The 19,925-nt window shown below is 68.3% G+C and carries 21 protein-coding genes; 1 reads left to right on the top strand and 20 read right to left on the bottom strand.

What is annotated here, in order from left to right; all coding sequences use genetic code 11:
* Window positions 1–11: 11 nt before the first annotated feature.
* The 10 genes from EAH76_RS03585 to EAH76_RS03630 all read right to left on the bottom strand — a co-directional run bounded on the left by EAH76_RS03585 (window position 12) and on the right by EAH76_RS03630 (window position 7,131).
* Window positions 12–548, bottom strand: coding sequence for a demethoxyubiquinone hydroxylase family protein (locus tag EAH76_RS03585; protein ID WP_140848154.1), 537 nt, complete (start codon window positions 546–548; stop codon window positions 12–14).
* Window positions 545–1,018 (bottom strand): disulfide bond formation protein B, encoded by a 474-nt coding sequence (locus EAH76_RS03590; RefSeq protein WP_140848156.1) that lies wholly within the window; start codon window positions 1,016–1,018, stop codon window positions 545–547. Before EAH76_RS03590 ends, EAH76_RS03585 begins: the two co-directional genes overlap by 4 nt.
* Window positions 1,018–2,355 (bottom strand): S41 family peptidase, encoded by a 1,338-nt coding sequence (locus EAH76_RS03595; RefSeq protein ID WP_140848158.1) that lies wholly within the window; start codon window positions 2,353–2,355, stop codon window positions 1,018–1,020. Before EAH76_RS03595 ends, EAH76_RS03590 begins: the two co-directional genes overlap by 1 nt.
* Window positions 2,356–2,486: 131 nt before the next feature.
* The gene (locus tag EAH76_RS03600; protein WP_140848159.1) at window positions 2,487–3,671 is read right to left on the bottom strand and encodes a murein hydrolase activator EnvC family protein; all 1,185 of its coding nucleotides are present in this window, start codon (window positions 3,669–3,671) and stop codon (window positions 2,487–2,489) included.
* A 3-nt stretch (window positions 3,672–3,674) separates the two neighbouring features.
* Window positions 3,675–4,097 (bottom strand): 23S rRNA (pseudouridine(1915)-N(3))-methyltransferase RlmH, encoded by a 423-nt coding sequence (locus EAH76_RS03605; protein ID WP_140848161.1) that lies wholly within the window; start codon window positions 4,095–4,097, stop codon window positions 3,675–3,677.
* Window positions 4,098–4,259: 162 nt separating this feature from the next.
* Complete coding sequence (rsfS, locus tag EAH76_RS03610; RefSeq protein ID WP_140848163.1) at window positions 4,260–4,661, bottom strand: ribosome silencing factor; 402 nt, start codon at window positions 4,659–4,661, stop codon at window positions 4,260–4,262.
* Between the two features lie 8 nt (window positions 4,662–4,669).
* Window positions 4,670–5,287 carry a nicotinate-nucleotide adenylyltransferase gene (locus tag EAH76_RS03615; RefSeq protein WP_140848399.1) on the bottom strand — a complete coding sequence of 206 codons (618 nt, stop codon included), beginning with the start codon at window positions 5,285–5,287 and terminating at the stop codon, window positions 4,670–4,672.
* Window positions 5,284–5,568, bottom strand: a complete 285-nt coding sequence (locus tag EAH76_RS03620; protein WP_140848165.1) for a type II toxin-antitoxin system RelE/ParE family toxin — start codon at window positions 5,566–5,568, stop codon at window positions 5,284–5,286. The genes EAH76_RS03615 and EAH76_RS03620 overlap by 4 nt, the downstream gene beginning before the upstream one ends.
* Window positions 5,565–5,831 carry a CopG family transcriptional regulator gene (locus EAH76_RS03625; protein ID WP_140848167.1) on the bottom strand — a complete coding sequence of 89 codons (267 nt, stop codon included), beginning with the start codon at window positions 5,829–5,831 and terminating at the stop codon, window positions 5,565–5,567. The genes EAH76_RS03620 and EAH76_RS03625 overlap by 4 nt, the downstream gene beginning before the upstream one ends.
* Window positions 5,832–5,862: 31 nt before the next feature.
* Window positions 5,863–7,131: a glutamate-5-semialdehyde dehydrogenase gene (locus EAH76_RS03630; protein WP_140848169.1), complete on the bottom strand. Its 1,269-nt coding sequence runs from the start codon at window positions 7,129–7,131 to the stop codon at window positions 5,863–5,865.
* A gap of 77 nt (window positions 7,132–7,208) precedes the next feature.
* Between EAH76_RS03630 and EAH76_RS03635 the strand changes: the two genes are divergently transcribed.
* Complete coding sequence (locus EAH76_RS03635; protein ID WP_140848171.1) at window positions 7,209–8,270, top strand: DUF3667 domain-containing protein; 1,062 nt, start codon at window positions 7,209–7,211, stop codon at window positions 8,268–8,270.
* Between the two features lie 350 nt (window positions 8,271–8,620).
* On the opposite strand, the gene ftsH is transcribed toward EAH76_RS03635, so the two are convergent.
* The 10 genes from ftsH to EAH76_RS03685 form a co-directional block, all read right to left on the bottom strand.
* Window positions 8,621–10,588 carry an ATP-dependent zinc metalloprotease FtsH gene (gene ftsH / locus EAH76_RS03640; protein ID WP_140848173.1) on the bottom strand — a complete coding sequence of 656 codons (1,968 nt, stop codon included), beginning with the start codon at window positions 10,586–10,588 and terminating at the stop codon, window positions 8,621–8,623.
* A gap of 91 nt (window positions 10,589–10,679) precedes the next feature.
* Window positions 10,680–11,789, bottom strand: coding sequence for a tRNA lysidine(34) synthetase TilS (tilS, locus tag EAH76_RS03645; RefSeq protein WP_140848175.1), 1,110 nt, complete (start codon window positions 11,787–11,789; stop codon window positions 10,680–10,682).
* A gap of 1 nt (window position 11,790) precedes the next feature.
* Window positions 11,791–12,786: a tetratricopeptide repeat protein gene (locus tag EAH76_RS03650; RefSeq protein ID WP_140848177.1), complete on the bottom strand. Its 996-nt coding sequence runs from the start codon at window positions 12,784–12,786 to the stop codon at window positions 11,791–11,793.
* A 64-nt stretch (window positions 12,787–12,850) separates the two neighbouring features.
* A complete protein-coding gene (locus EAH76_RS03655) occupies window positions 12,851–13,813 on the bottom strand; it encodes a helix-turn-helix domain-containing protein (protein WP_140848179.1) in 963 nt (320 codons plus the stop codon).
* Window positions 13,814–13,919: 106 nt separating this feature from the next.
* Window positions 13,920–16,187, bottom strand: coding sequence for a phosphoenolpyruvate--protein phosphotransferase (ptsP, locus tag EAH76_RS03660; protein ID WP_140848181.1), 2,268 nt, complete (start codon window positions 16,185–16,187; stop codon window positions 13,920–13,922).
* Window positions 16,188–16,365: 178 nt separating this feature from the next.
* A complete protein-coding gene (gene ruvB, locus EAH76_RS03665) occupies window positions 16,366–17,388 on the bottom strand; it encodes a Holliday junction branch migration DNA helicase RuvB (protein ID WP_140848183.1) in 1,023 nt (340 codons plus the stop codon).
* Window positions 17,385–17,645, bottom strand: a complete 261-nt coding sequence (locus tag EAH76_RS03670) for a hypothetical protein (RefSeq protein WP_140848185.1) — start codon at window positions 17,643–17,645, stop codon at window positions 17,385–17,387. The genes ruvB and EAH76_RS03670 overlap by 4 nt, the downstream gene beginning before the upstream one ends.
* Window positions 17,646–17,735: 90 nt before the next feature.
* Entirely contained in the window at window positions 17,736–18,329 is a 594-nt protein-coding gene (ruvA, locus tag EAH76_RS03675) for a Holliday junction branch migration protein RuvA (RefSeq protein ID WP_140848186.1), read from the bottom strand.
* A 43-nt stretch (window positions 18,330–18,372) separates the two neighbouring features.
* Window positions 18,373–18,858 (bottom strand): crossover junction endodeoxyribonuclease RuvC, encoded by a 486-nt coding sequence (gene ruvC, locus EAH76_RS03680; RefSeq protein WP_140848188.1) that lies wholly within the window; start codon window positions 18,856–18,858, stop codon window positions 18,373–18,375.
* A gap of 319 nt (window positions 18,859–19,177) precedes the next feature.
* On the bottom strand, window positions 19,178–19,921 hold the full coding sequence (locus tag EAH76_RS03685; RefSeq protein WP_140848190.1) for a YebC/PmpR family DNA-binding transcriptional regulator: 744 nt from the start codon (window positions 19,919–19,921) through the stop codon (window positions 19,178–19,180).
* Between the last annotated feature and the right edge of the window lie 4 nt (window positions 19,922–19,925).

The raw sequence follows: 19,925 nt of genomic DNA on the forward strand, positions 1-19,925 counted from the left end.
CCTGTCTCCCGTCAAATACGTTTCGCGGTCGCGATCGCGACCTTGCAGCCAAGCCGGATCAGCCCGCTCAGCAATGGATAGCCCGGCGTGTTCTCGGCGCCCGCGGCGAGCGCAGTCTCGCGATGCTCGACCTCCTCGGCCTGGAAATCGCGGATCGCCTCGACCAGTTCGGGGTCGCTGTCGCCGAGCACGACGAGCTGGTCGGCATAATGCTTGTCGATCTCGGTCTCGACCGCGGCGGTGCAGGCCATCGCCGCGTTGGGACCGAGCGCGGCGGTCACCGCGCCGAGCGCGAAGCCGGCGACGTTCCAGATCGGATGAAGCAAGGTCGGCCGCACCGAGCGCCGCGCCATCATCGCATCGAAGAACGCGCGGTGACGCGCCTCCTGATTCGCCATGCCCGCGATCGCGCGCGCCGCCGGGCTGCGATCGCCAAGCACCGCGAGCTGCCCCGCATAGATCCGCGTCGCGCCGAATTCGCCCGCCTGATCGACGCGCACCATCGATCGCGTGTCGCGCTTGGGGTCGCCGGGCTTCCAGCCGCTCATGCTTTTGCTCCTCGCATCAGCGCAAAGATGGTGATCGCCCCGCCGACCGAAAAGAGCGCGTTGAAGCCGGCGAGCGAAACATGGAACAGCGTCCATTGCGCGACGTCGCAACGGATGATCGGCGCGGCCATGATGCTCTCGAGCGTGATCGCGCCGGACACGGTCGATGTGCAGGCAGTGACACCCGCCCACCAATGATATTCGACCCCGGCATGGTACACGCCGATCAGCCCGCTCAGCAGGATCGCGATCGCCGCGACGCTGACGAGCGTCTCGCGCTGCGCGCGGCTGGGCACGACGAAGGCGAGCGCCGCGAGCGGCAGCGCGACGATGTGCGGATAGCGCTGCCACCAGCACATCTCGCACGGATAGAGCTTGCCGACATATTGGAAGAGCAGCGCACCGCCGAGCAAAGCGAGCGGGATCAGCAGCGCCAGCAGCCGCGCGAGGATGAAGCGATCGCGCGCCATTAGCGGGCCGCCACCGCTTGCGTCGTGCTCGACAGCCGCGCGAGCGTCTTCAGCGCGTAGCTGAGCTGGAAGTCCTCGATCCCCTTGGCCTTCAACTGCTCGGGCGTCATCGCGAAGCGCGGATCGGGCTTGCCGTCCTCCTCGATCGCGGCGTTGGTGGTCTTGGCCTCGTTGATCAGGTGGCGGCGCAGATCGTCCTCGCGGAACACGGGGCGCGACTTGTAATCAGGGTCGGAGAGCTGCGGCACCGCGATATCGGGCTCGATCCCGCCTTCCTGCACCGACCGGCCCGATGGGGTGTAATAGCGCGAGGTGGTAAGGCGCAGCGCGGCGTTGGGCCCCATGTCGATCACCGTCTGGACCGACCCCTTGCCGAACGACCGCTCGCCCATGATCAGCGCGCGGTGGTGATCCTGCAGCGCGCCGGCGACGATCTCCGAAGCCGAGGCGGTGCCTGCATCGGTCAGCACGATCACCGGCAGCCCATGCGCGAGATCACCCTTCACATAGGATTCGGCGTAGAACGGCTCGACATCGGCCTTGTCGCGACCGCGCTGCGAGACGATCTCGCCCGACGACAGGAAATTATCGGCGACCGCGATCGATTCGTCGCGCAACCCCCCGCCATTGCCGCGCAGATCGACGACATAGCCGAGCGGATCGTGGCCGAGCTGCTTGACGATGCCGCGGATCGCGGCGGTGACGGCGTCGCCGGTATGTTCGGAAAACGCCGTGATGGTGATCAGCCCGACGCCATCCTTGACGCTCCATTTGACGGGCCGCTGGACGACCTTCTCGCGCACCAGGGCGACCACGATCGGCTTGTCATGCCCCGGACGCAGCAGCGTCAGCGTGACCTTGGTGCCGGGGGTGCCGCGCATCTTGCCGATCGATTCGTCGAGCGTGTCGCCGAAGATCAGTTTGCCGTCGATATGCGTGATGTAATCGCCCGACTTGATCCCGGCGCGCGCGCCCGGCGCGTCGGGCTGCGGCGACACCACCTTGACCGCGCCGTCCTCCATCGTGACGGTCAGGCCGAGCCCGCCATAGCTCCCCATCGTCTGGATGCGCAGATTGTCGTAATCGAGCCCGGTCTCGTACGCGCTGTGCGGATCGAGCGCGGCGAGCATGCCTTCGATCGCGCCCTTGACCAGCACCTTGTCGTCGACCTTGTCGACATATTCGGCCTTCACGCGATTATAGACGTCGAGGAACACCGCCATCTCGCGATAGGTGCCGTTGTCGACCGCCGCCATCGCGCTCGTCCCGACGGGCACGATCGCCAGCACCGCCGCGATTGCGGAGGCGTGAAGCAGCGAAGTGGTGAAACGCGACATCGATCAATACTCGGCAGGCAGGAGGTCTTTCAGGCACCGTAGCGGGGTTTGCGCAGGGATCAAAGCGGGGCGATGATTGCCGCATTCGGGGTGAACCGAGGCTGACCGGGATTGTCCGCCAGTGGCGCGCCTCATCCGACCAACGCCGTCAGATCGACCGCGCGATCGCGCCGGCGCAGCTCGACCGTCACGCTCGGCGCGTCGCCGCGCGGCGCTTGCCCGATCGGCGCGCCCTGGCCGAGCCTTTCGCCGATCCGCGCGCTGGTGCTGCCGAGGCCGGAGACGAGCGTCGTCCAGCCGCCACCATGATCGAGGATCACGATCGTGCCATACCCGCGAAACGGCCCGGCAAAGGCGACGCGTCCGGCGGCGGGCGCGACGACCTGCGCGCCCGCCAGCGGCACGATCGTCAGCCCGCGCGAATGGACGCCGCTGTCCGACAGCTCGCCGAGCCCGGTGACGATCCGGCCCTGCACCGGCAGGCGATAGGGCGGCGCGCTGTGTGACCAGGCGACCGAAGCGACCGGGGCGGCGATGGCGCCGGGGCGCGGCGGGCGTGCCAGCGGCCCTGGCAGGCTTTCGAGGCTTTCGCGCGTCGCGGCCTGGTTGCCGATCGTGTCCATCAGATCGACGATGTCGCGCGCTTTCTCGCCGAGCGCGATCGCACGGTCGGATTCGATCAGCGCGTCGCGTCCGAATGCCCGCGAGCGCAGCCGGTGCGCCGCCTCGAGCCGGGTCAGCGCGAGCCGCTGGGTCTCGAGCCGCGACCGGCTTTCGGCAAGCGCCCGCGTCGCGAGCGCGCCGGCCGCCTGGAGTTGGCGCGTGCGGGCGAGATCGGCGCGGACATCGGCGGTCCGCGCGCGGATCACCGGCAGCGTGTTCGCCAGCACCGCGCGGACATGGACGAGATCGTCGACCGATCCGGGTTGCACCAGGCTGATGATCGCGGGTCGCCGGGCCAGCGATTGCAGCGCGCCGAGCAGCCGCGCGACCGGCACCTGTTTCGCGGCGAGCCGGGTGCGTTGGGCCGCGAGCAGACGATCGACGATCGCGAGCCGCGCCTGCCCGGCGGCGATGTCGGCCTCGGCCTGCTGGATGCGCGCGGCGACGGCGGCTTCCTGCGCCTGCGCCTGGCGCGCCTGGTCGCGTTCGGCGGCGGCCTGGCGTTCGAGCGCGGCGGAGCGGCGGGCGGCGGCGTCGGACTGCGCCTTGGCGGCGGCGAGTTGCGCGCGCTGGTCGACGGGGGCCTGCGCCAGCGCGATGCTTGCGCCCATCACCCCCACGACACCTGCAATGACCAGACCCCGCCCCCGCATGGCCTATCCTTCGCGGTGATAGGGGTGATTGGCAAGGATGCTCGTCGCGCGGTACAATTGCTCGGCGAGCATCGCGCGGGCGAGCAGATGCGGCCAGGTCGCGCGCCCGAAGCTGAGCAGCAGATCGGCCGAAGCGCGCTGCGCATCGTCGAAGCCGTCGGCCGCCCCGATAAGGAAGCGCGCCTCGCGCACGCCGCTGTCGCGCCATTTCTCGAGCGTGGCCGCCAGATCGCGCGACGGGAGCACTTGCCCCGTTTCGTCGAGCATGACGATCCGGCAGCCGGGTTCGACCGGCGGCATCTTGCCGCCGGTGTCGGGCAGTTCGGTCATCTTGTACGGCCAGGACAGCCGCTTGGCATAGCGTTCGACGAGCTCGGCCTCGGGCCCCCGCCCGATCCGCCCGCGCGCGACGATGTGGAGCAGCATGCTTGCCTCCGTTGCGGACGACGCTCAGCGTTTCGCCGCTACACGTTTCCCGGCGGAGGCCGGGGCCCAGCCGCGAAGGTCGCTATAGGCGAGCGCTGCGCACTCCGCCGCACCGCTTGCTCCTGGACCCCGGCCTTCGCCGGGGAGCAGGAGATACAGTGATCAGTCTTCGATAACCGGTGCGGCCGGCGGGGTCGGCGCATCGCCGAACGCCCACATCCGCTCGAGATTGTAGAAGGTGCGGACCTCGGGGCGGAACAGATGGACGATCACGTCGCCGGCATCGAGCAGCACCCAATCGGCGGTCGGCAGACCTTCGATCCGCGACGGCCGGCCGTATTCGGCCTTGATCTTCTCGCTGAGCTTCTGCGCCATCGAGGCGACCTGGCGGGTCGAGCGGCCGCTGGCGATCACCATGTAATCGGCGATGCTCGATTTGCCCGCGAGCGGGATCGAGATGACGTCGACGGCCTGGTCGTCGTCGAGCGACGCGAGCACGAGGCGATGCAGCGCGTCGACCTCTTCGGGTTCGGACGCGCGATAGACGGGAGAAGTTGAGGCCAAGATGATTCCTATGCAGAAGGTGGGGTCGGGACGGCTGGCAGGAAATGCCGCTGCCAGGCGGGGTCGGCAGCACGAAGCTGCGTCGCGGAGCGCGGGTCGGGGCGGAAGCGCAACAGCACGAGTGCCGGCAATCTCCACTGCGTCCAGTTCTTCGCCTGGTGTGCGGGCCGACGTGCGCGCCGCAACCAACCCATCGCGGGAGCCGCGAGAGCAGCACGTTCATACCCCGGACGCGCGATTACCGCAATCGGAACCTCACGGGCGATCTGGCGCCACCCTTTCCACTGGTCGAACTGCGCGAGATTGTCCGATCCCATCAGCCAGATGAAGCGCTTTTTGGGGAAGGCGCGGCGGAGTTTGGTGACGGTGTCGACGGTGTAGCGCGTGCCGAGCTTGTGCTCGATCGCGCTGACGCGGATCGGCGCGTGGCGCGCGATCCGCACTGCGGAGGCGAAGCGCGCGGCGAAGGGCGCCATGTCGCCGCTCTTTTCCTTCAGCGGATTGCCGGGCGAGACGAGCCACCACACTTCGTCGAGCCCCAGCGCATCGAGCGCGGCGAGGCTGATCGCGCGGTGGCCGGCGTGAGCCGGGTTGAACGAGCCGCCGAGGATGCCGATGCGGGTCAGGTCCGGATCCAATTCTCACGCGCATGGCGGATGCGCAGCACCTCGATGTGCGCGTCGGTTACCCGATATAGGAGGATATAATGGGTGGGCGCGACGCGCCATTTTCGAGCATCGACCTCGGGGATCATCGGTCCCGCTGCCGGACTCACCGCGAGAAAATCGGCGGCTTTTTCGATCAGGGCCGCAATGCTCTCGGCAGCCTCCGGAGAATAGGCCGACCAATAATCGTCAATCTCCTCAAGATCGGCGATCGCGGGGTCGCTCCATTCGACAGTCCTCATGCGGCCGCGCGCTGCTGCCTCCGGCGGCGCAGGTTTTCGAAGACATCAGCCTGCGGGGTCAGCGCGCCACGGTCGGCCGCGTCGATCCCGACCTGGATGAACGCGAGAAGCTCGGCGTCGCTTTCGACGGCATTCCGGATCGCTTCGGCTGCGAATGCGGCTTCGGTTATCCCGCGCGAGGCCGCAGCCTTGGCGATTCCCGCAGCCGTCTCATCGTCGAGGTCGACCGTGACCGATCGCGAAAAGGGCGCAGGATGGTTCATCGCCGCAGAGTACGCCCCAGCCCCACCGCCATCAACCCCGCACCTGTCCGGTGCCGTAGCCGACCCATTTGTAGGTCGTCAGCCCCTCGAGCGCGACGGGACCGCGCGCGTGGAGCCGGCCGGTGGCGATGCCGATCTCGGCGCCGAGCCCGAACTCGCCGCCATCGGCGAACTGGGTCGAGGCGTTCCACAGCACGATCGCGCTGTCGACCTCGGCGAGGAAGCGGGTCGCCACGGCCTCGTCGGCGGCGACGATCGCATCGGTATGGTGCGAGCTGTGTCGGGCGATGAAACCGAGCGCGGCATCGACCCCGTCGATCAGGTCGACCGAGGCGATCGCCTCGAGATATTCGGTGTCCCAATCGGCGTCGGTCGCGGGCACCAGCCCGGGGATCAGCGCATGCAGCGCCGGTCCGCCGCGCACTTCGCAACCCGCAGCGGCAAGCGCTGCGACCAGCCCGGCCGGATCGGGATAGGCCTGGTCGATCAGCAGCGTCTCCATCGCGCCGCATACGCCGGTGCGGCGCATCTTGGCGTCGACGACGATCGCCTCGGCCATCGCCGGATCGGCCGAGCCATCGACATAGATATGGTTGATCCCGTCGAGATGCGCGAGCACCGGCACGCGCGCCTCGGCCTGGACGCGCGCGACGAGCCCCTTGCCGCCGCGCGGGACGATCAGGTCGATCGCGGCGCCGCCCGACGATCCATCGGCGGTCAGCATCGCGCCGACCGCGGCGCGATCGGTGGTCGGCACGAGCTGCGCCGCATCCGCCGGAATCCCTTGCGCGACGAGCCCCGCCACCAACGCGGCGTGGATCGCGCGGTTGCTCTCGATCGCTTCCGATCCGCCGCGCAGGATCACCGCATTGCCCGCCATCACGGCGAGCGCCGCGGCGTCCGCGGTAACATTGGGGCGGCTCTCATAGATGATCCCGATCACCCCGATCGGCACGCGGACGCGCCGCAGGCGCAGACCGTTGGGCCGGACGCTCTCGTCGATCACCGCGCCGACCGGATCGGCAAGGCCCGCCACCGCGGCAACACCGTCGGCCATGCCGGCGACGCGACCCTCGTCGAGCTTGAGCCGATCGAGCATCGCGCCCGACAGGCCGGCAGCGCTCGCCTTCGCCATGTCGCGCGCATTGGCCGCGAGGATCGCCGGGGCGGCATCGCGCAATGCCTGCGCCGCCGCGCGCAACGCCTGCGCCTTCACCGCGGTCGGCAGCGTGGCAAGCGTGCTGGCGGCTCTCCGGGCGCGGTCGGTCATCGTGGCGAGCAGGGTCGGAACGTCGGTCATGCGGCGGGCTTTATCACGAGCGGAGCGATTGCCGCAAAACCTATCGCCACCACGAAACCGGCTGCTATGCTCCCGCCATGTCGGGGGAAATCGAAGCAGCGGGCGACATCGCCACGGGAATTCTTGTCGCGCATGCGGTCGAGCCGCCTGCCGGTGGGTCGCTTGCGGACTCGCACAGCCACGGCCTGTGCCTGAATTGCGGGACGGCGCTCCACGGCGAGTTCTGCTCCGCCTGCGGGCAGGCCGGGCATGTCCACCGCTCGCTCGGCGCGATCGGGCATGACCTGCTCCACGGCGTGTTCCATTTCGAGGGCAAGATCTGGCGCACGCTGCCGATGCTGGTGTTCCAGCCGGGTGCGCTGACGCGGCGCTATATCGCCGGCGAGCGGGCGCGCTTCGTCTCGCCGCTCGCGCTGTTCCTGTTCGCGGTGTTCCTGATGTTCGCGACGATCCACGCGTTTGGCGGTGAGCTCGAAAGCGACCTTTCCCCCGAGCGGCGCGGCGCGGCGATCGCGCGTGTCGATGCCAATATCGCCAAGGGTAAGGCACAGATCGCCCAACTGCAGGCCGCCCCGCGCACCGCCAAAACCGAGGAGCAGATTGCGCAAGTGGAGCAGGAATTGCGCGGGTTGCAGACCTCGCGCGGCGTGCTCACCGGGTCGAGCACGACGCTCGACGATTGGCAGACCGCCAACGTGCGAACCGAGTGGCACGCACTCGACCATGGCATCGCGAAGTTCCGGGAGAACCCCGGGCTGGTGCTCTACAAGCTGCAGTCGAGCGCGTACAAATACAGCTGGGCGCTGATCCCGATCTCGACGCCGTTCGTGGCGCTGCTGTTCCTGTGGCGGCGGCGCTATCAGCTCTACGATCACGCCATCTTCGTGACCTACTCGCTGGGGTTCATGATGATGTTCGCAGCCTTGCTCGGCGTCGCTTGGGCGATCGGCGTTTCGGGTGATCTGATCACCTGGGCCGTTATCCTGGTGCTGCCGACGCATATGTTTGCGCAGCTGCGCGGGGCCTATGAGCTGCGCAAGCGCTCGGCGCTGTGGCGGACGGTGGCGTTGCTGTTGTTCGCGTGGATCGCGCTGATCGCCTTTGCCAGCCTGTTGCTGGTGATGGGGTTGATGGAATAGCCCGGCCACGCCGCGGAAAGTCACACGAAAGTCGCACCATCGCGTGCGGTGCGCAGGGGTGTCCGTCGTCCGGCCGAGCACTGTCCGACCCGGTGCGAGACCATAGCGCATTTTCGCCGTGTAGGACAGCGATCGCGGCGACCTATCGCCTTCGGACTCTCCCCCAGCGCATGTCTTCGGACCCGCCAAGCCGTGTGCTAGGGCAGCAGATCGCGCGGCACGGTAGACCCCGGCACCGGGCCGGGGTGAGATGGGCCAGCGGTGCGTGCGTCGGCGCTAGCGATCCCGACACGAAAAGGCCGCGCCCGACAGTGTCGGACGCGGCCTATCACCCTTGCCGTGCGGGCGTTTTACGCCCCGGCAGGGGCCGGATTGCCGAACGGCCCGCCGCCCTTGGGCCGGCGTGTCTTAGGGATCGACGTGCCAGCACCGGGCACGATCGACACCTTCGCATCGGGATCGTCGCGACCGATATCACCGTCGAAGGCGAGCCGCTTGATCTCGTCGCCGGTCAGCGTCTCATATTCGAGCAGCGCACCCGCGATGCGATGGAGCTGTTCGATATGCTCGGTCAGGATCTCGCGCGCCTGCATCAAGCCGCCATCGACCAGCTTGCGGATCTCGCTGTCGATCATCAGCGCGGTCTCGTTCGACATGTTCTGGCGCTGCGTCTGCGAGTAGCCGAGGAAGGTCTCGCCCTGCTGCTCTTCATATTGCAGCGGGCCGAGCGCGTCGGACATGCCCCATTGCGACACCATCGCGCGGGCGAGCTTGGTCGCCTGCTTGATGTCGCCCGATGCGCCGCTCGACACCTTGTCATAGCCGAAGATCAGCTCTTCCGCCACGCGGCCACCCATCACGGTCGCGAGATCGGCGTACATCTTGTCGCGGTGATACGAGTAATTGTCACGCTCGGGCATCGACACGACCATGCCCAAAGCGCCACCGCGCGGGATGATCGTCGCCTTGTGGATCGGGTCCGAGGCAGGCGTGTGGACCCGCACCAGCGCGTGGCCGGCTTCGTGATAGGCGGTCATCCGCTTTTCGTCGGTGGTCATCACCAGCGAGCGCCATTCGGTGCCCATGATGACGCGGTCCTTGGCGGTCTCGAACTGCGCCATCGCGACGAGTCGCTTGCCGAGCCGCGCCGCCATCAGCGCCGCCTCGTTGACGAGGTTGGCGAGATCGGCACCCGACATGCCCGGCGTACCGCGTGCGAGCGTGCGCGCATCGACGTCGGGTGCGAGCGGCACCTTCTTCATATGCACTTCGAGAATCTTCACACGGCCCTCGATATCGGGCAGCGGCACCGTCACGCGGCGATCGAAACGGCCCGGACGCAGCAGTGCGGGATCGAGCACGTCGGGGCGGTTGGTCGCCGCGACGATGATGATGCCCTCGGACGCCTCGAAACCGTCCATCTCGACCAGCAGCTGGTTGAGCGTCTGCTCGCGCTCGTCATTGCCGTTGCCGAGGCCCGCACCACGGTGACGGCCGACCGCGTCGATTTCGTCGATGAAGACGATGCACGGCGCCGACTTCTTGGCTTCGGCGAACATGTCGCGCACGCGGCTCGCGCCGACGCCGACGAACATCTCGACGAAGTCGGACCCCGAAATGGTGAAGAACGGCACGCCGGCCTCGCCTGCGATCGCGCGCGCGAGCAGCGTCTTGCCGGTGCCAGGCGAACCGACGAGCAAGGCGCCCTTGGGGATCTTGCCGCCGAGACGCGCGAACTTGGTCGGGTCTTTGAGGAACTCGACGATCTCCTGCAGTTCCTCGCGCGCCTCGTCGATACCGGCGACGTCGTTAAAGGTCACGCGACCTTCCTTCTGCGTCAGCATCTTGGCGCGGCTCTTGCCGAAGCCCATCGCGCCCGAGCCCGAATTCTTCTGCATCTGGCGCATCACGAAATAGCCGAGACCCAGGAACAGGAAGAAGGGCAGCGAATTGACCAGCAGGATCTGCCAGATCGGCGTCGGATCCTCGGGCTTCGCGGTGATCGTGACGTTCTTTTCGCGCAGGCGGTCGGTCAGACGCGGATCCTGCGGCGCATAGGTGCGGAACTTGCTGTTGTCGCTCATCGTGCCGGTGACGACTTCACCGGCGATGTTGACGTCCTTGACCTGCCCGTTCTGGACGCGGTCGAGGAATTGCGAATAGGCGATCCCGTTGACGTTGGGGCCGACCGAACGATTGTCGATCAACGTCACGAACAAGGCCAGCGCGACCAGGATGCCGACCCAGATCAGCAGCGATTTCATCCAGGGGTTGGGCCCGCCAGAGTCGCCGCCGGGCTGCTTGTCATTGTCGTTCATGGGCACGGGATACCTTTCGAGACCCATAAGATAAGCACAGCGCGATTAATGGCAATGCAACGGCCCCCGCAATCGTCGATCAAATCGTCGATCAGAGTGAGCGACGGGGCGGTTGTGGCGCAAAATTCCACACGGTGTCGTGGACGCTGACGAGAATTCCCGCATGGGTCGCGGCTTTGCCGGCTTCGAGCGAGTCGAGCAGGGGTTCGATATTGGCCGAGTCGGTGAAGGCCGGGGTGGTGATGGCGTGCGCCGCGCGGACGGCGTGGATCGCGCGGCGGGCGAGGCGGCGGCGGAGTTCGCGGGGCAGGTCCGAGACGTCGAGGTCGATTACGACGCCCCCCTCCCCCGTCATGCCGGGCGCGTCGCGGCATCCACTGTGCCGCACGTCCTGCGGATGTTGCTCTTGGACGGCGGTGGCCCCCGGCACGAGGCCGGGGTGACGGTTGGGGGTTGGGCGGCGGCGGGTCTGCCATAGCCAGTCTTCCATCCCCCGAATCGTGGCATCGGCCTCCGCCGCGTGCGTCGCGGCGCGCGCGATCTGCACCGGATCGAGCCACGGCGTGTCGCGGAGCAATGCGCGAAAGCGGGTGCGCTCGTAATGCGGGTCGCCGTTGCTCGGATCGTCGACGAAGGGCAGTGCGTGCGTCACGGCAAGCGCGCGCAATTCGGCGACGCGCCAGTCGAGCAACGGCCGGATCAGCGCGATCGCGCCGACTTGCTGGTACGCGCGGATTCCGCCCAGCCCGGCGACCCCTGCCCCGCGCGCCGCGCGCATCAGGAAGGTCTCGGCCTGATCGTCGGCATGGTGCGCGGTGGCGAGGCACACCGCCCCCGCCGCAGTCGCCCAGTCGAACAGCAAGGCGTAGCGCCGGTCGCGCGCGCGGCCCTGCACGGCGCTGGTGCCGATCGGCGCGTCGATTACCAGCGTCGTGTGCGCAATACTGAGCGCGTCGCACCAGTCTGCGACCATCCGCGCCTCGTCGGCGGCGGCGGGACGCAGCCGGTGATCGACCGTCGCGGCGATGATCTGTCCGGGAAAAGCGGCGACGGCGAGCGCGAGCAGCGCCATGCTGTCGGGCCCGCCCGATACCGCGAGCGCGAGGCGTTCCGTGGCAGCGAGCGGGCGCGCTCGTTCGAAATCGTGGCGGAACCGCGCGACCAGTGCCGGCTCGACCGGCACGCGGTCGGCGGCGTTCATCTCACGAGCAGTTGGAAGCGGCACGGCCCTTGGCGACGCCCGCCTTCATCCGCGCATCGGCCTCGACCTTCGCGCCATAGCTGCGCTGGAGCTCGGTATAGACCTTGCAGACCTGCGCGGCGGGCTTGTCGAGCTTCACCAGCGCCTGGGCGAGGTAATAGAGGCTCTCGGGCGCGCGGTCGCCATCGGGCCATTTCTTGTAATTGTCGTAGAAAGCGAGGCTCGCGCGCGACGGCTGGCCGTCTTCGAGATACGAGCGGCCGAGCAGATTCTGCGCATAGCTCGCACGCTTGTGCGTCGGGAATTTGGCAACGACGGTGGTGAACTGCGCCTCGGCCTCGGGATAGAGATGCGCCGCCCACAAGCGATAGCCGTAGAGATAGGTATCCTCGGCGACGTCGCCCGAATCGGGGCGCTCGACCGCGGCGACCTGCTGCGCGCGCGCCGGATCCTTGGTGCTGACCACCGGCGGTGGGGTCACGCTCGGCTTGGCAGGCGTGGCGCGTGGGGGCGTGGCGGGCCGGTCGGGCGTGCGGTCGGAGGTCGGGCGCGTGGGCACGGGCCGGTCGAAGCCGCCGCCTTCATCGATCGGCGCGGGCGCCGGCGTCGCCGCTGCGGCAGCCGCCGCGGCATTGGCCTCGAGCGTCTTCATCCGGCTGTCGAGCCCCTGCAGCCGGTGCTGGTTGGTCTCGGTCTGCGCGGTCAGCGTGCGCAGCTGGTTCTCGAGCGAATCGACGCGCGCGGTGAGATCGGCGACCGGGCTGGTCGGCGAGCCGGCGAGGATCGCGTCGGGATCGGCGGGGCGATTGTCGGGCTGGATATATTGGCCGCCGCTACCGCCGGGGAACACCTTGCGCTGGACCGCGCGCATCTCGCCCTCGAGCCGGTCGACCCGGCCCTCGATCGCGCGCCCGCCGCCATTGCTCTGCGCTTGCGCGGGCAGCGCGCCGAGCATGCTCCCGGCGAGGAGGAAAGCGATCATTAGATGGTTACGCATTCGTACACCCCCCGGTGCTGGTAAAGCGGGCAACATAGCCGAAAATCGCGTGGTGTCGCCAGCGTTAAGGCGCAGCCGGCGGCGCGGCGGCGGGCGCTGCCGGCTCGGGCGCGACCGCGGCGGGCGCCGCGATGTTGAGCGGCTGGAGCGACGCGGGTGCGGAGGTCGCGCTGCGGGTCCGTGTCGAGCGCGTCTCCTCGCGGCGTGCGGTCGGCCCGGCAGCGGCCGACGGCGTCGCCCCGGCGACAGGCGCCGTGCCGCGCGCGGTCAGCGCAGCGGCGTCGAGCGGGACGTCCTTGATCGCGCGCTTGCCGTCGCCGAGCGGCGCCACGGCGGTGCCGCCGACGGTGACCTGCAATTTGTCGGGACGCCCGACATTGATCATCGGGCCGACCGCATCGGCGGGAACGGTGTAGCTCTCGCCCGCCTTCATCGTGCCGAGATGGAGCGTCGTGTTGGCCTTGTCGTAGATCCGGAGCCACACCTCGTCGGTCGCGGTCAGCACGACCGCGCCGCTCGGCACGCTCGGCGACGGCGCCGCGACGGGCGCGGCGGCGATCGTGTTGGCGCTTTCGGTGGCCGGCGTGCTGACGGGTTCGCCATCACCGCGGAACAGCGTCGTGCCGTAGAACAGCACCGCGCCGATCACCACCACGACCGCGATCAGCAGTGCCGTGATCGCCAAGCCGCGCGGCGGAACGCGCGACGGCTCGTCGATCTCATAGGCTTCGTAATTGGTGCGCTTGGCGCTCGGCTGGTCGCTCGCGCCGCGCACTTCGCGCGCGATCGCGACCTCGTCGACGCCGACCGCGCGGGCATAGGCCTTGGCGAAACCGACCGAATAGGTGATCGACGGCAGAGCGGCGTAATTGCCCGTCTCGATCGCCTCGAGCTGGCGCACCGGGATACGCGTCCGCGCGGCGACCTCGGCAAGCGACAGCCCCTGCGCTTCACGCGCTTCACGCAGCGTATCCCCCGCGGTCTTGGGGAACAGCTTCGGCTCGTCGGCCGGGATCGGTTCGGTCATCACTTCCTCCGGCAAGGCGCGTGCGGCCCGTGTCTCCCTTGCCCAGCGGCTGTCTCACAAAGGGGGCGGGACAAGTCAACGCCTTGTCGCGCCGCCCGCCGTGCTATCATGCCAGCTCAACACCATTTTCGCCCGCCCAGGCGAGCAGCGCACCGCGCATGTCGCGCGGTGGAGTCTTGAGCAGATCGGCCATGAATGCGGCAAGCGCGGCGCGATCGAGCGAGCGCACCATCGCCTTGATCGGCCCGACCGCGGCGGGGGTGATCGACAGGCGTTCGATGCCGAGCCCGATCAGCGCCATCGCCTCGAGCGGACGCCCGCCCATCTCGCCGCAGACGGTGAGCTGCACGCCGGCCGCACGCGTCGGCGCGACGAGTTTCGCGAGGAAGCGCAGGATCGCCCCGCTCAGCCAGTCGTAGCGTTCGGCGAGCTTGGGATTGGCGCGGTCGGCGGCGAACAGGAATTGCGTCAGATCGTTGGTGCCGACCGACAGGAAGGAAATGTTGGGCAGCAGCAGGTCGAGCTGTTCGGCGAGCGCGGGCACTTCGAGCATCGCGCCATAGCGGATCTCGTTGGGCATCTTCTTGCCGCGCGCGCTCAACCATTCGCGCTGCGCCTCGAACAGCGCGCGCGCCTCGTCGAATTCCCATGGCTCGCTGACCATCGGGAACATGACGCTGAGCGTCCGCCCCGCCGCCGCCTCGAGCAAGGCGCGCGCCTGGACCTTCATCAACCCGCCGCGTTCGAGCGCGAGGCGGATCGCGCGCCAGCCCATCGCGGGGTTCTCCTCGTCGGCGTCTTCCTTGTTGAGATAGGGCAGCGCCTTGTCGCCGCCGATATCGACCGTGCGGAAGATCACCGGGCGGTCGCCGGCGGCATCGAGCACGTCGCGGTAGAGCTTCTGCTGGCGCTCGCGCGACGGTAGCGTCGCCGAGACGAGGAACTGGAACTCGGTGCGGAACAGCCCGATCCCGTCGGCGCCGGTCACGTCGAGCGCGGCGACATCGTCGCGCAAGCCTGCATTGACCATCACGGTGAGGCGATGCCCGTCCTTGGTCACCGGTGCCTCGGTCTTGAGCGCGGCGAACACCGCGCGGCGCTTCTGGCGCAGGTTGAGCGCGGTATCGAACGCCTCTTCCATCGCGGAAGAGGGCCGCGCGAAGACGTTGCCCGCGGTGACATCGAGCAGCAGCAGATCGCCCTCGCCGATCAGCCGCCGCACGTCGCGCACGCGGCCGAGCACGGGCACCCCCATCGCGCGCGCGACGATCGTGACGTGCGCGGTGAGCGAACCTTCCTCGAGCAACACGCCCTTAAGCCGCCGCCGGTCATATTCGAGCAACTCGGCCGGGCCGAGATTGCGCGCGATCAGGATGGTGTCCTGCCGCAGGCCCATCTGCGCCGCGGTACCCATCTGACCCGAGACGATGCGCAGCAGCCGGTTCGACAGATCCTCAAGATCGTGCATCCGGTCGGCGAGCAGCGGATCGTCGATCTGGCGCATCCGCATGCGGGTGCGCTGCTGGACGCGCTCGATCGCGGCCTCGGCGGTCAGCCCCGAATCGATCGCCTCGTTGATCCGCCGTGCCCAGCCCTCGTCATAGGCGAACATCTTGTAGGTCTCGAGCACCTCCTCATGCTCGCCGCCGCCGCCGAACTCGGCCTGGCTGGCGAGCCGCTCGATCTGCTCGCGCATCTTGTCGAACGCGGCATAGACGCGGTGGCGCTCGGCCTCGGTATCCTCGGCGACGGTATGCTCGACATGGACGCGCGGCTGGTGGAACACGGCGTAACCGCTCGCCATGCCCTCGACGAGCTTCAACCCCATGATCCGCATCGGCGCGGTCGATTGCGGGCGCAAATTGGAGGCACCGCTGGCATCGACCAGTTCGGCATTGGCGATCAGTTCGGACAGCACCATCGCGACGGTCTGCAACGCCTCGATCTCAACCTCGTCATATTTGCGCGGGTCGACATGCTGGACCGACAGCACGCCGATCGCGCGCTCGCGCCGGATGATCGGCACGCCGGCAAAGCTGCGGAACTTCTCCTCGCCCGTTTCGGGGTTCTGGACGAAGTCGGGATGGCTCGACGCTTCGTCCAAGTTGAGGATCTCGGCCTGCTGCGCGATCGTGCCGACCAGCCCCTCGCCGAGCGCCAATTTGGTGACGTGGACCGCCTCCTGCGCGAGGCCGCGGGTGGCGTAGAGTTCGAGCACGCCCTCGCGCAGCAGGTAGATCGAGCACACTTCGCTCGCCATGCCTTCGCCGACGATGGCGACGACGGCGTTGAGCTTGGCCTGCGGCGCGGTGCGCGAGGCCATCACGTCGTGGAGACGAACGAGGATTTCGCGGGCGGAGGCGGCTGCAGTCATGCCAGCGGGGCTAACAGATTGAGGCGGGGCTTGGCTATCGTGCGGCGCACAAGATTTGCTTCTCCGTTCCTCCCCTCCCCTTCAGGGGAGGGGTCGGGGGTGGGGAAGTGCCTCGCAGAGAGCCAGCGCCCATTACAGCCCCACCCCAACCCCTCCCCTGAAGGGGAGGGGCTTTTGGTCAGCTATCGAACAGGCTCTCCTGCGCGCCCTCGGGCGGCGTGAGGCCGAGATGCTTCCACCCGCCCGCATTGAGACACCGCCCGCGCGCGGTCCGCGCGATCAGGCCGAGCTGGATGAGATACGGCTCGATCACTTCCTCGACCGTGTCGCGCGGCTCGCTCAGCCCCGCCGCCAGCGTCTCGACCCCGACCGGGCCGCCGCGATAGATATCGGCGATCATCATCAGATAGCGCCGGTCCATCGCATCAAGCCCGAGCCGATCGACCTCGAGCCGGTTGAGCGCGGCATCGGCGGCCTTCGCATCGACCAGATCGTGCCCCGCGGCATGCGCGAAATCGCGCACCCGGCGCAGCAGCCGCCCGGCGATCCGCGGCGTCCCGCGCGAGCGGCGCGCGACCTCGGTCGCGCCATCGGGCGATAGCGGCAGGTCGAGCAGCCGGGCGGCGCGCGACACGACCTTTTCGAGCTCCTCGATGCTATAGAAACTCAACCGCACCGGGATGCCGAAGCGATCGCGCAGCGGCGTGGTGAGCAGCCCCTGCCGCGTCGTCGCGCCGATCAGCGTGAAGCGCGGCAGATCGATCCGCACCGAGCGCGCCGACGGCCCCTCGCCGATCATCAGATCGAGTGCGCGGTCCTCCATCGCGGGATACAGCACTTCCTCGACCGCAGGCTGGAGCCGGTGGATCTCGTCGATGAACAGCACGTCGCCATCCTCGAGATTGGTGAGCAAGGCGGCGAGGTCGCCCGACTTGGCGATCACCGGCCCCGAAGTGGCGCGGAAGCCCACGCCCATCTCGCGCGCGACGATCTGCGCGAGCGTGGTCTTGCCGAGCCCCGGCGGACCGAAGAAGAGCACATGATCGAGCGCATCGCCGCGTGCCTTGGCGGCGGCGATGAACACGCGCAGATTCTCGCGCGCGGCCTTCTGCCCGACGAAATCGTCGAGCGATTTCGGGCGCAGCGCGGCATCGACGTCTTCGGGCGTGCGCGCGGGAGAGAGGAGAGGCTTGTCGGTCATGCTGTCCAAATCGTTCGATAGCCTTGGGCGCCGATCTGGTCGATCCGCCAGAATCGATCCTTGAGATAGGCGAGCACCGAATCGGGCACCGGGCCGACCTCCATGATCGATACCTTGTCGGGATCATCGAGATACGCGCGCGCGATGATCCCCGACTCTTCGAATCGATAGATCAGGTGGTTGTAGATCTCTGCGATGCCGCCATCGTCGTTCCATAGGATCTCGCGGATATGCTCAATCGTCGCGACCGCTTGCACGGCGTCCCCGGTTCGCGGATCTGATCCCCGTTCGCTCACGAAACGGTGCTCCGGCGTTCGCCGGTCGCGGCCTCCCGCACCGCCGCCATGCTACTTCGCCGCCTTGCGCAGCGCGAGGCGCACCAGCGCGTCGAGCGTCGCGCCCGGCCCCAATTCCTCCTCCGCCGCGGCCACCGCGCCCGAGGCTTCGGCCGGACGGAAGCCGAGGTTGAGCAGCGCCGAGACGGCATCCGCGCCCGCCCCGACCGGCGCGACCGACGACGCGGCATGGCCGAGCTCGACCCCGCCGATCTTGTCCTTCAATTCGCGCACGATGCGTTCGGCGAGCTTGGGCCCGACGCCGTTCGAGCGCGCCACCATCGCCTTGTCTTGGCTCGCGATCGCGCGGGCGAGGTCGGTCGGCTCGAGCGCCGAGAGGATCGCCAGCGCGACGCGCGCGCCGACCCCCTGCACGCCGGTGAGCAAGCGGAACCAGTCGCGTTCGGCCGCGCTCGAAAAGCCGACGAGGCGGATGAAATCTTCGGCGACGAGCATCTCGGTGTGGAGCATCACCGCCTCGCCGACCGGGCCGATGCTGGCGAGCGTGCGGCTCGACGCGCCGACGAGATAGCCGACGCCGCCGACGTCGATCACGGCATGGTCGAGTCCGGTCGCGTCGAGGCGGCCTTTGAGATGGGCGATCATGCAGCGGTACGTAACAGGAACGGGCGCTTGCGGGAAAGCGAAATCAGGGCAGCCGCCGCGCGCTCGCGATATGGTGCGCGTGGCAGATCGCCACCGCCAGCGCGTCGGCGGCGTCGGCGCCGTCGATCTTGACGCCGGGGAGCAGCACCGAGACCATCGCATGGACCTGCGCCTTCTCTGCACCGCCGGTGCCGACCACGGCCTTCTTGACGAGCCGTGCGGCATATTCGCCGACCTCGAGGCCCGCGCGCGCGCCCGCGCACAGCACGACGCCGCGCGCCTGGCCGAGCTTGAGCGTCGATTGCGGGTTCGAATTGACGAACACTTCCTCGACCGCGCAGCCGTCGGGCGCATGGTCGATGATCAGCGCCGAGAGCATCGCATCGAGATGCGCGAGGCGGCGCGGGAGCGTGGCGGCGGTGTCGGTCTTGAGCTTGCCGTTGGCGACGTGGCTGAGCCGGTTGCCCTCGGCGCGGATCAGCCCCCAGCCGGTGGTGCCGAGGCCGGGGTCGAGGCCGAGGATCAGCATTGCGCTGCGAAAACGGGATTCAGGCGAAGGCGCGAAGGCACGAAGACGGGGTTTGTTCGCGCGGAGGCGCTGAGACGCGGAGAAGAAGATGGTGTGCGGGCTACGCCCTTCCCGTCATCCCGGGCTCGTCCCGGGGTCCACCGGGGTCCGAGAGCATCACGCGCAGCAAGTGCGGCACGGTGGATGCCGGGACGAGCCCGGCATGACGAGGAGGGGATGGTGCCGGAAACCGAGCGCAACACCTCCGCGCCTCCGCGCCTCCGCGCGAACAAACCGTCTTCTTCTCTTCGCGCCGTCGCGTCTTCGCGTGAAACCCAGATCACCCAAGCTTCTCGAGGATCGCGTCGGACACTTCGTAATTGCCCCACACGGTCTGCACGTCGTCGTCATCGTCGAGCGTGTCGATCAGCTTGAACAGCGTCGCCGCATCGTCCTCGCCGACCTCGACCATCGTCTGCGGGCGCCAGGCGAGCTTTGCACCCTCGGGCTCGCCGAGCACCGGGGTCAGCGCCGTCACGACCTCGTGCAGCGTCTCGTTCGAGGTCCAGATCTCATGGCCGTCCTCGCTCGACTGCACATCCTCGGCGCCGGCTTCGAGCGCGGCCTCGAACACCTTTTCGGCATCGCCCGCCGAAGCCGGATAGGAAATCAGCCCCATCCGGTCGAACGCATGGCTGACCGAGCCCGAAGCGCCCATGTTGCCGCCATTCTTCGCCATGCCGGTGCGAACGTTGGTCGCAGTGCGGTTGCGATTGTCGGTCAGCGCTTCGATGATCAGCGACACACCGCCGGGGCCAAAGCCCTCATAGCGGATTTCCTCGTAATTCTCGGTGTCGCCCTTGCTCGCCTTGTCGACCGCGCGCTGGATATTGTCCTTGGGCATCGACTGCGCCTTGGCGGCGTTGATCGCCATGCGCAGCCGCGGGTTCATGTCGGGATCGGGCAGGCCCATCTTCGCCGCGACGGTGATTTCGCGGCTGAGCTTCGAGAACATGCCCGAGCGCTTCTTATCCTGCGCGCCCTTGCGGTACATGATGTTCTTATATTTGGAATGGCCTGCCATTGGA

The sequence above is a fragment of the Sphingomonas glacialis genome (assembly GCF_006439055.1).
Classification (GTDB): Bacteria; Pseudomonadota; Alphaproteobacteria; order Sphingomonadales; family Sphingomonadaceae; genus Sphingomonas; species Sphingomonas glacialis_A.

Coding starts and splice junctions, on each gene's coding strand:
- EAH76_RS03585 (WP_140848154.1), bottom strand. CDS start 548: ATGAGCGGCTGGAAGCCCGGCGACCCCAAGCGCGACACGCGATCGATG.
- EAH76_RS03590 (WP_140848156.1), bottom strand. CDS start 1,018: ATGGCGCGCGATCGCTTCATCCTCGCGCGGCTGCTGGCGCTGCTGATC.
- EAH76_RS03595 (WP_140848158.1), bottom strand. CDS start 2,355: ATGTCGCGTTTCACCACTTCGCTGCTTCACGCCTCCGCAATCGCGGCG.
- EAH76_RS03600 (WP_140848159.1), bottom strand. CDS start 3,671: ATGCGGGGGCGGGGTCTGGTCATTGCAGGTGTCGTGGGGGTGATGGGC.
- EAH76_RS03605 (WP_140848161.1), bottom strand. CDS start 4,097: ATGCTGCTCCACATCGTCGCGCGCGGGCGGATCGGGCGGGGGCCCGAG.
- EAH76_RS03620 (WP_140848165.1), bottom strand. CDS start 5,568: ATGAGGACTGTCGAATGGAGCGACCCCGCGATCGCCGATCTTGAGGAG.
- EAH76_RS03625 (WP_140848167.1), bottom strand. CDS start 5,831: ATGAACCATCCTGCGCCCTTTTCGCGATCGGTCACGGTCGACCTCGAC.
- EAH76_RS03630 (WP_140848169.1), bottom strand. CDS start 7,131: ATGACCGACGTTCCGACCCTGCTCGCCACGATGACCGACCGCGCCCGG.
- EAH76_RS03635 (WP_140848171.1), top strand. CDS start 7,209: ATGTCGGGGGAAATCGAAGCAGCGGGCGACATCGCCACGGGAATTCTT.
- ftsH (WP_140848173.1), bottom strand. CDS start 10,588: ATGAACGACAATGACAAGCAGCCCGGCGGCGACTCTGGCGGGCCCAAC.
- tilS (WP_140848175.1), bottom strand. CDS start 11,789: ATGAACGCCGCCGACCGCGTGCCGGTCGAGCCGGCACTGGTCGCGCGG.
- EAH76_RS03650 (WP_140848177.1), bottom strand. CDS start 12,786: ATGCGTAACCATCTAATGATCGCTTTCCTCCTCGCCGGGAGCATGCTC.
- EAH76_RS03655 (WP_140848179.1), bottom strand. CDS start 13,813: ATGACCGAACCGATCCCGGCCGACGAGCCGAAGCTGTTCCCCAAGACC.
- ptsP (WP_140848181.1), bottom strand. CDS start 16,187: ATGACTGCAGCCGCCTCCGCCCGCGAAATCCTCGTTCGTCTCCACGAC.
- ruvB (WP_140848183.1), bottom strand. CDS start 17,388: ATGACCGACAAGCCTCTCCTCTCTCCCGCGCGCACGCCCGAAGACGTC.
- ruvA (WP_140848186.1), bottom strand. CDS start 18,329: ATGATCGCCCATCTCAAAGGCCGCCTCGACGCGACCGGACTCGACCAT.
- ruvC (WP_140848188.1), bottom strand. CDS start 18,858: ATGCTGATCCTCGGCCTCGACCCCGGCCTCGGCACCACCGGCTGGGGG.
- EAH76_RS03685 (WP_140848190.1), bottom strand. CDS start 19,921: ATGGCAGGCCATTCCAAATATAAGAACATCATGTACCGCAAGGGCGCG.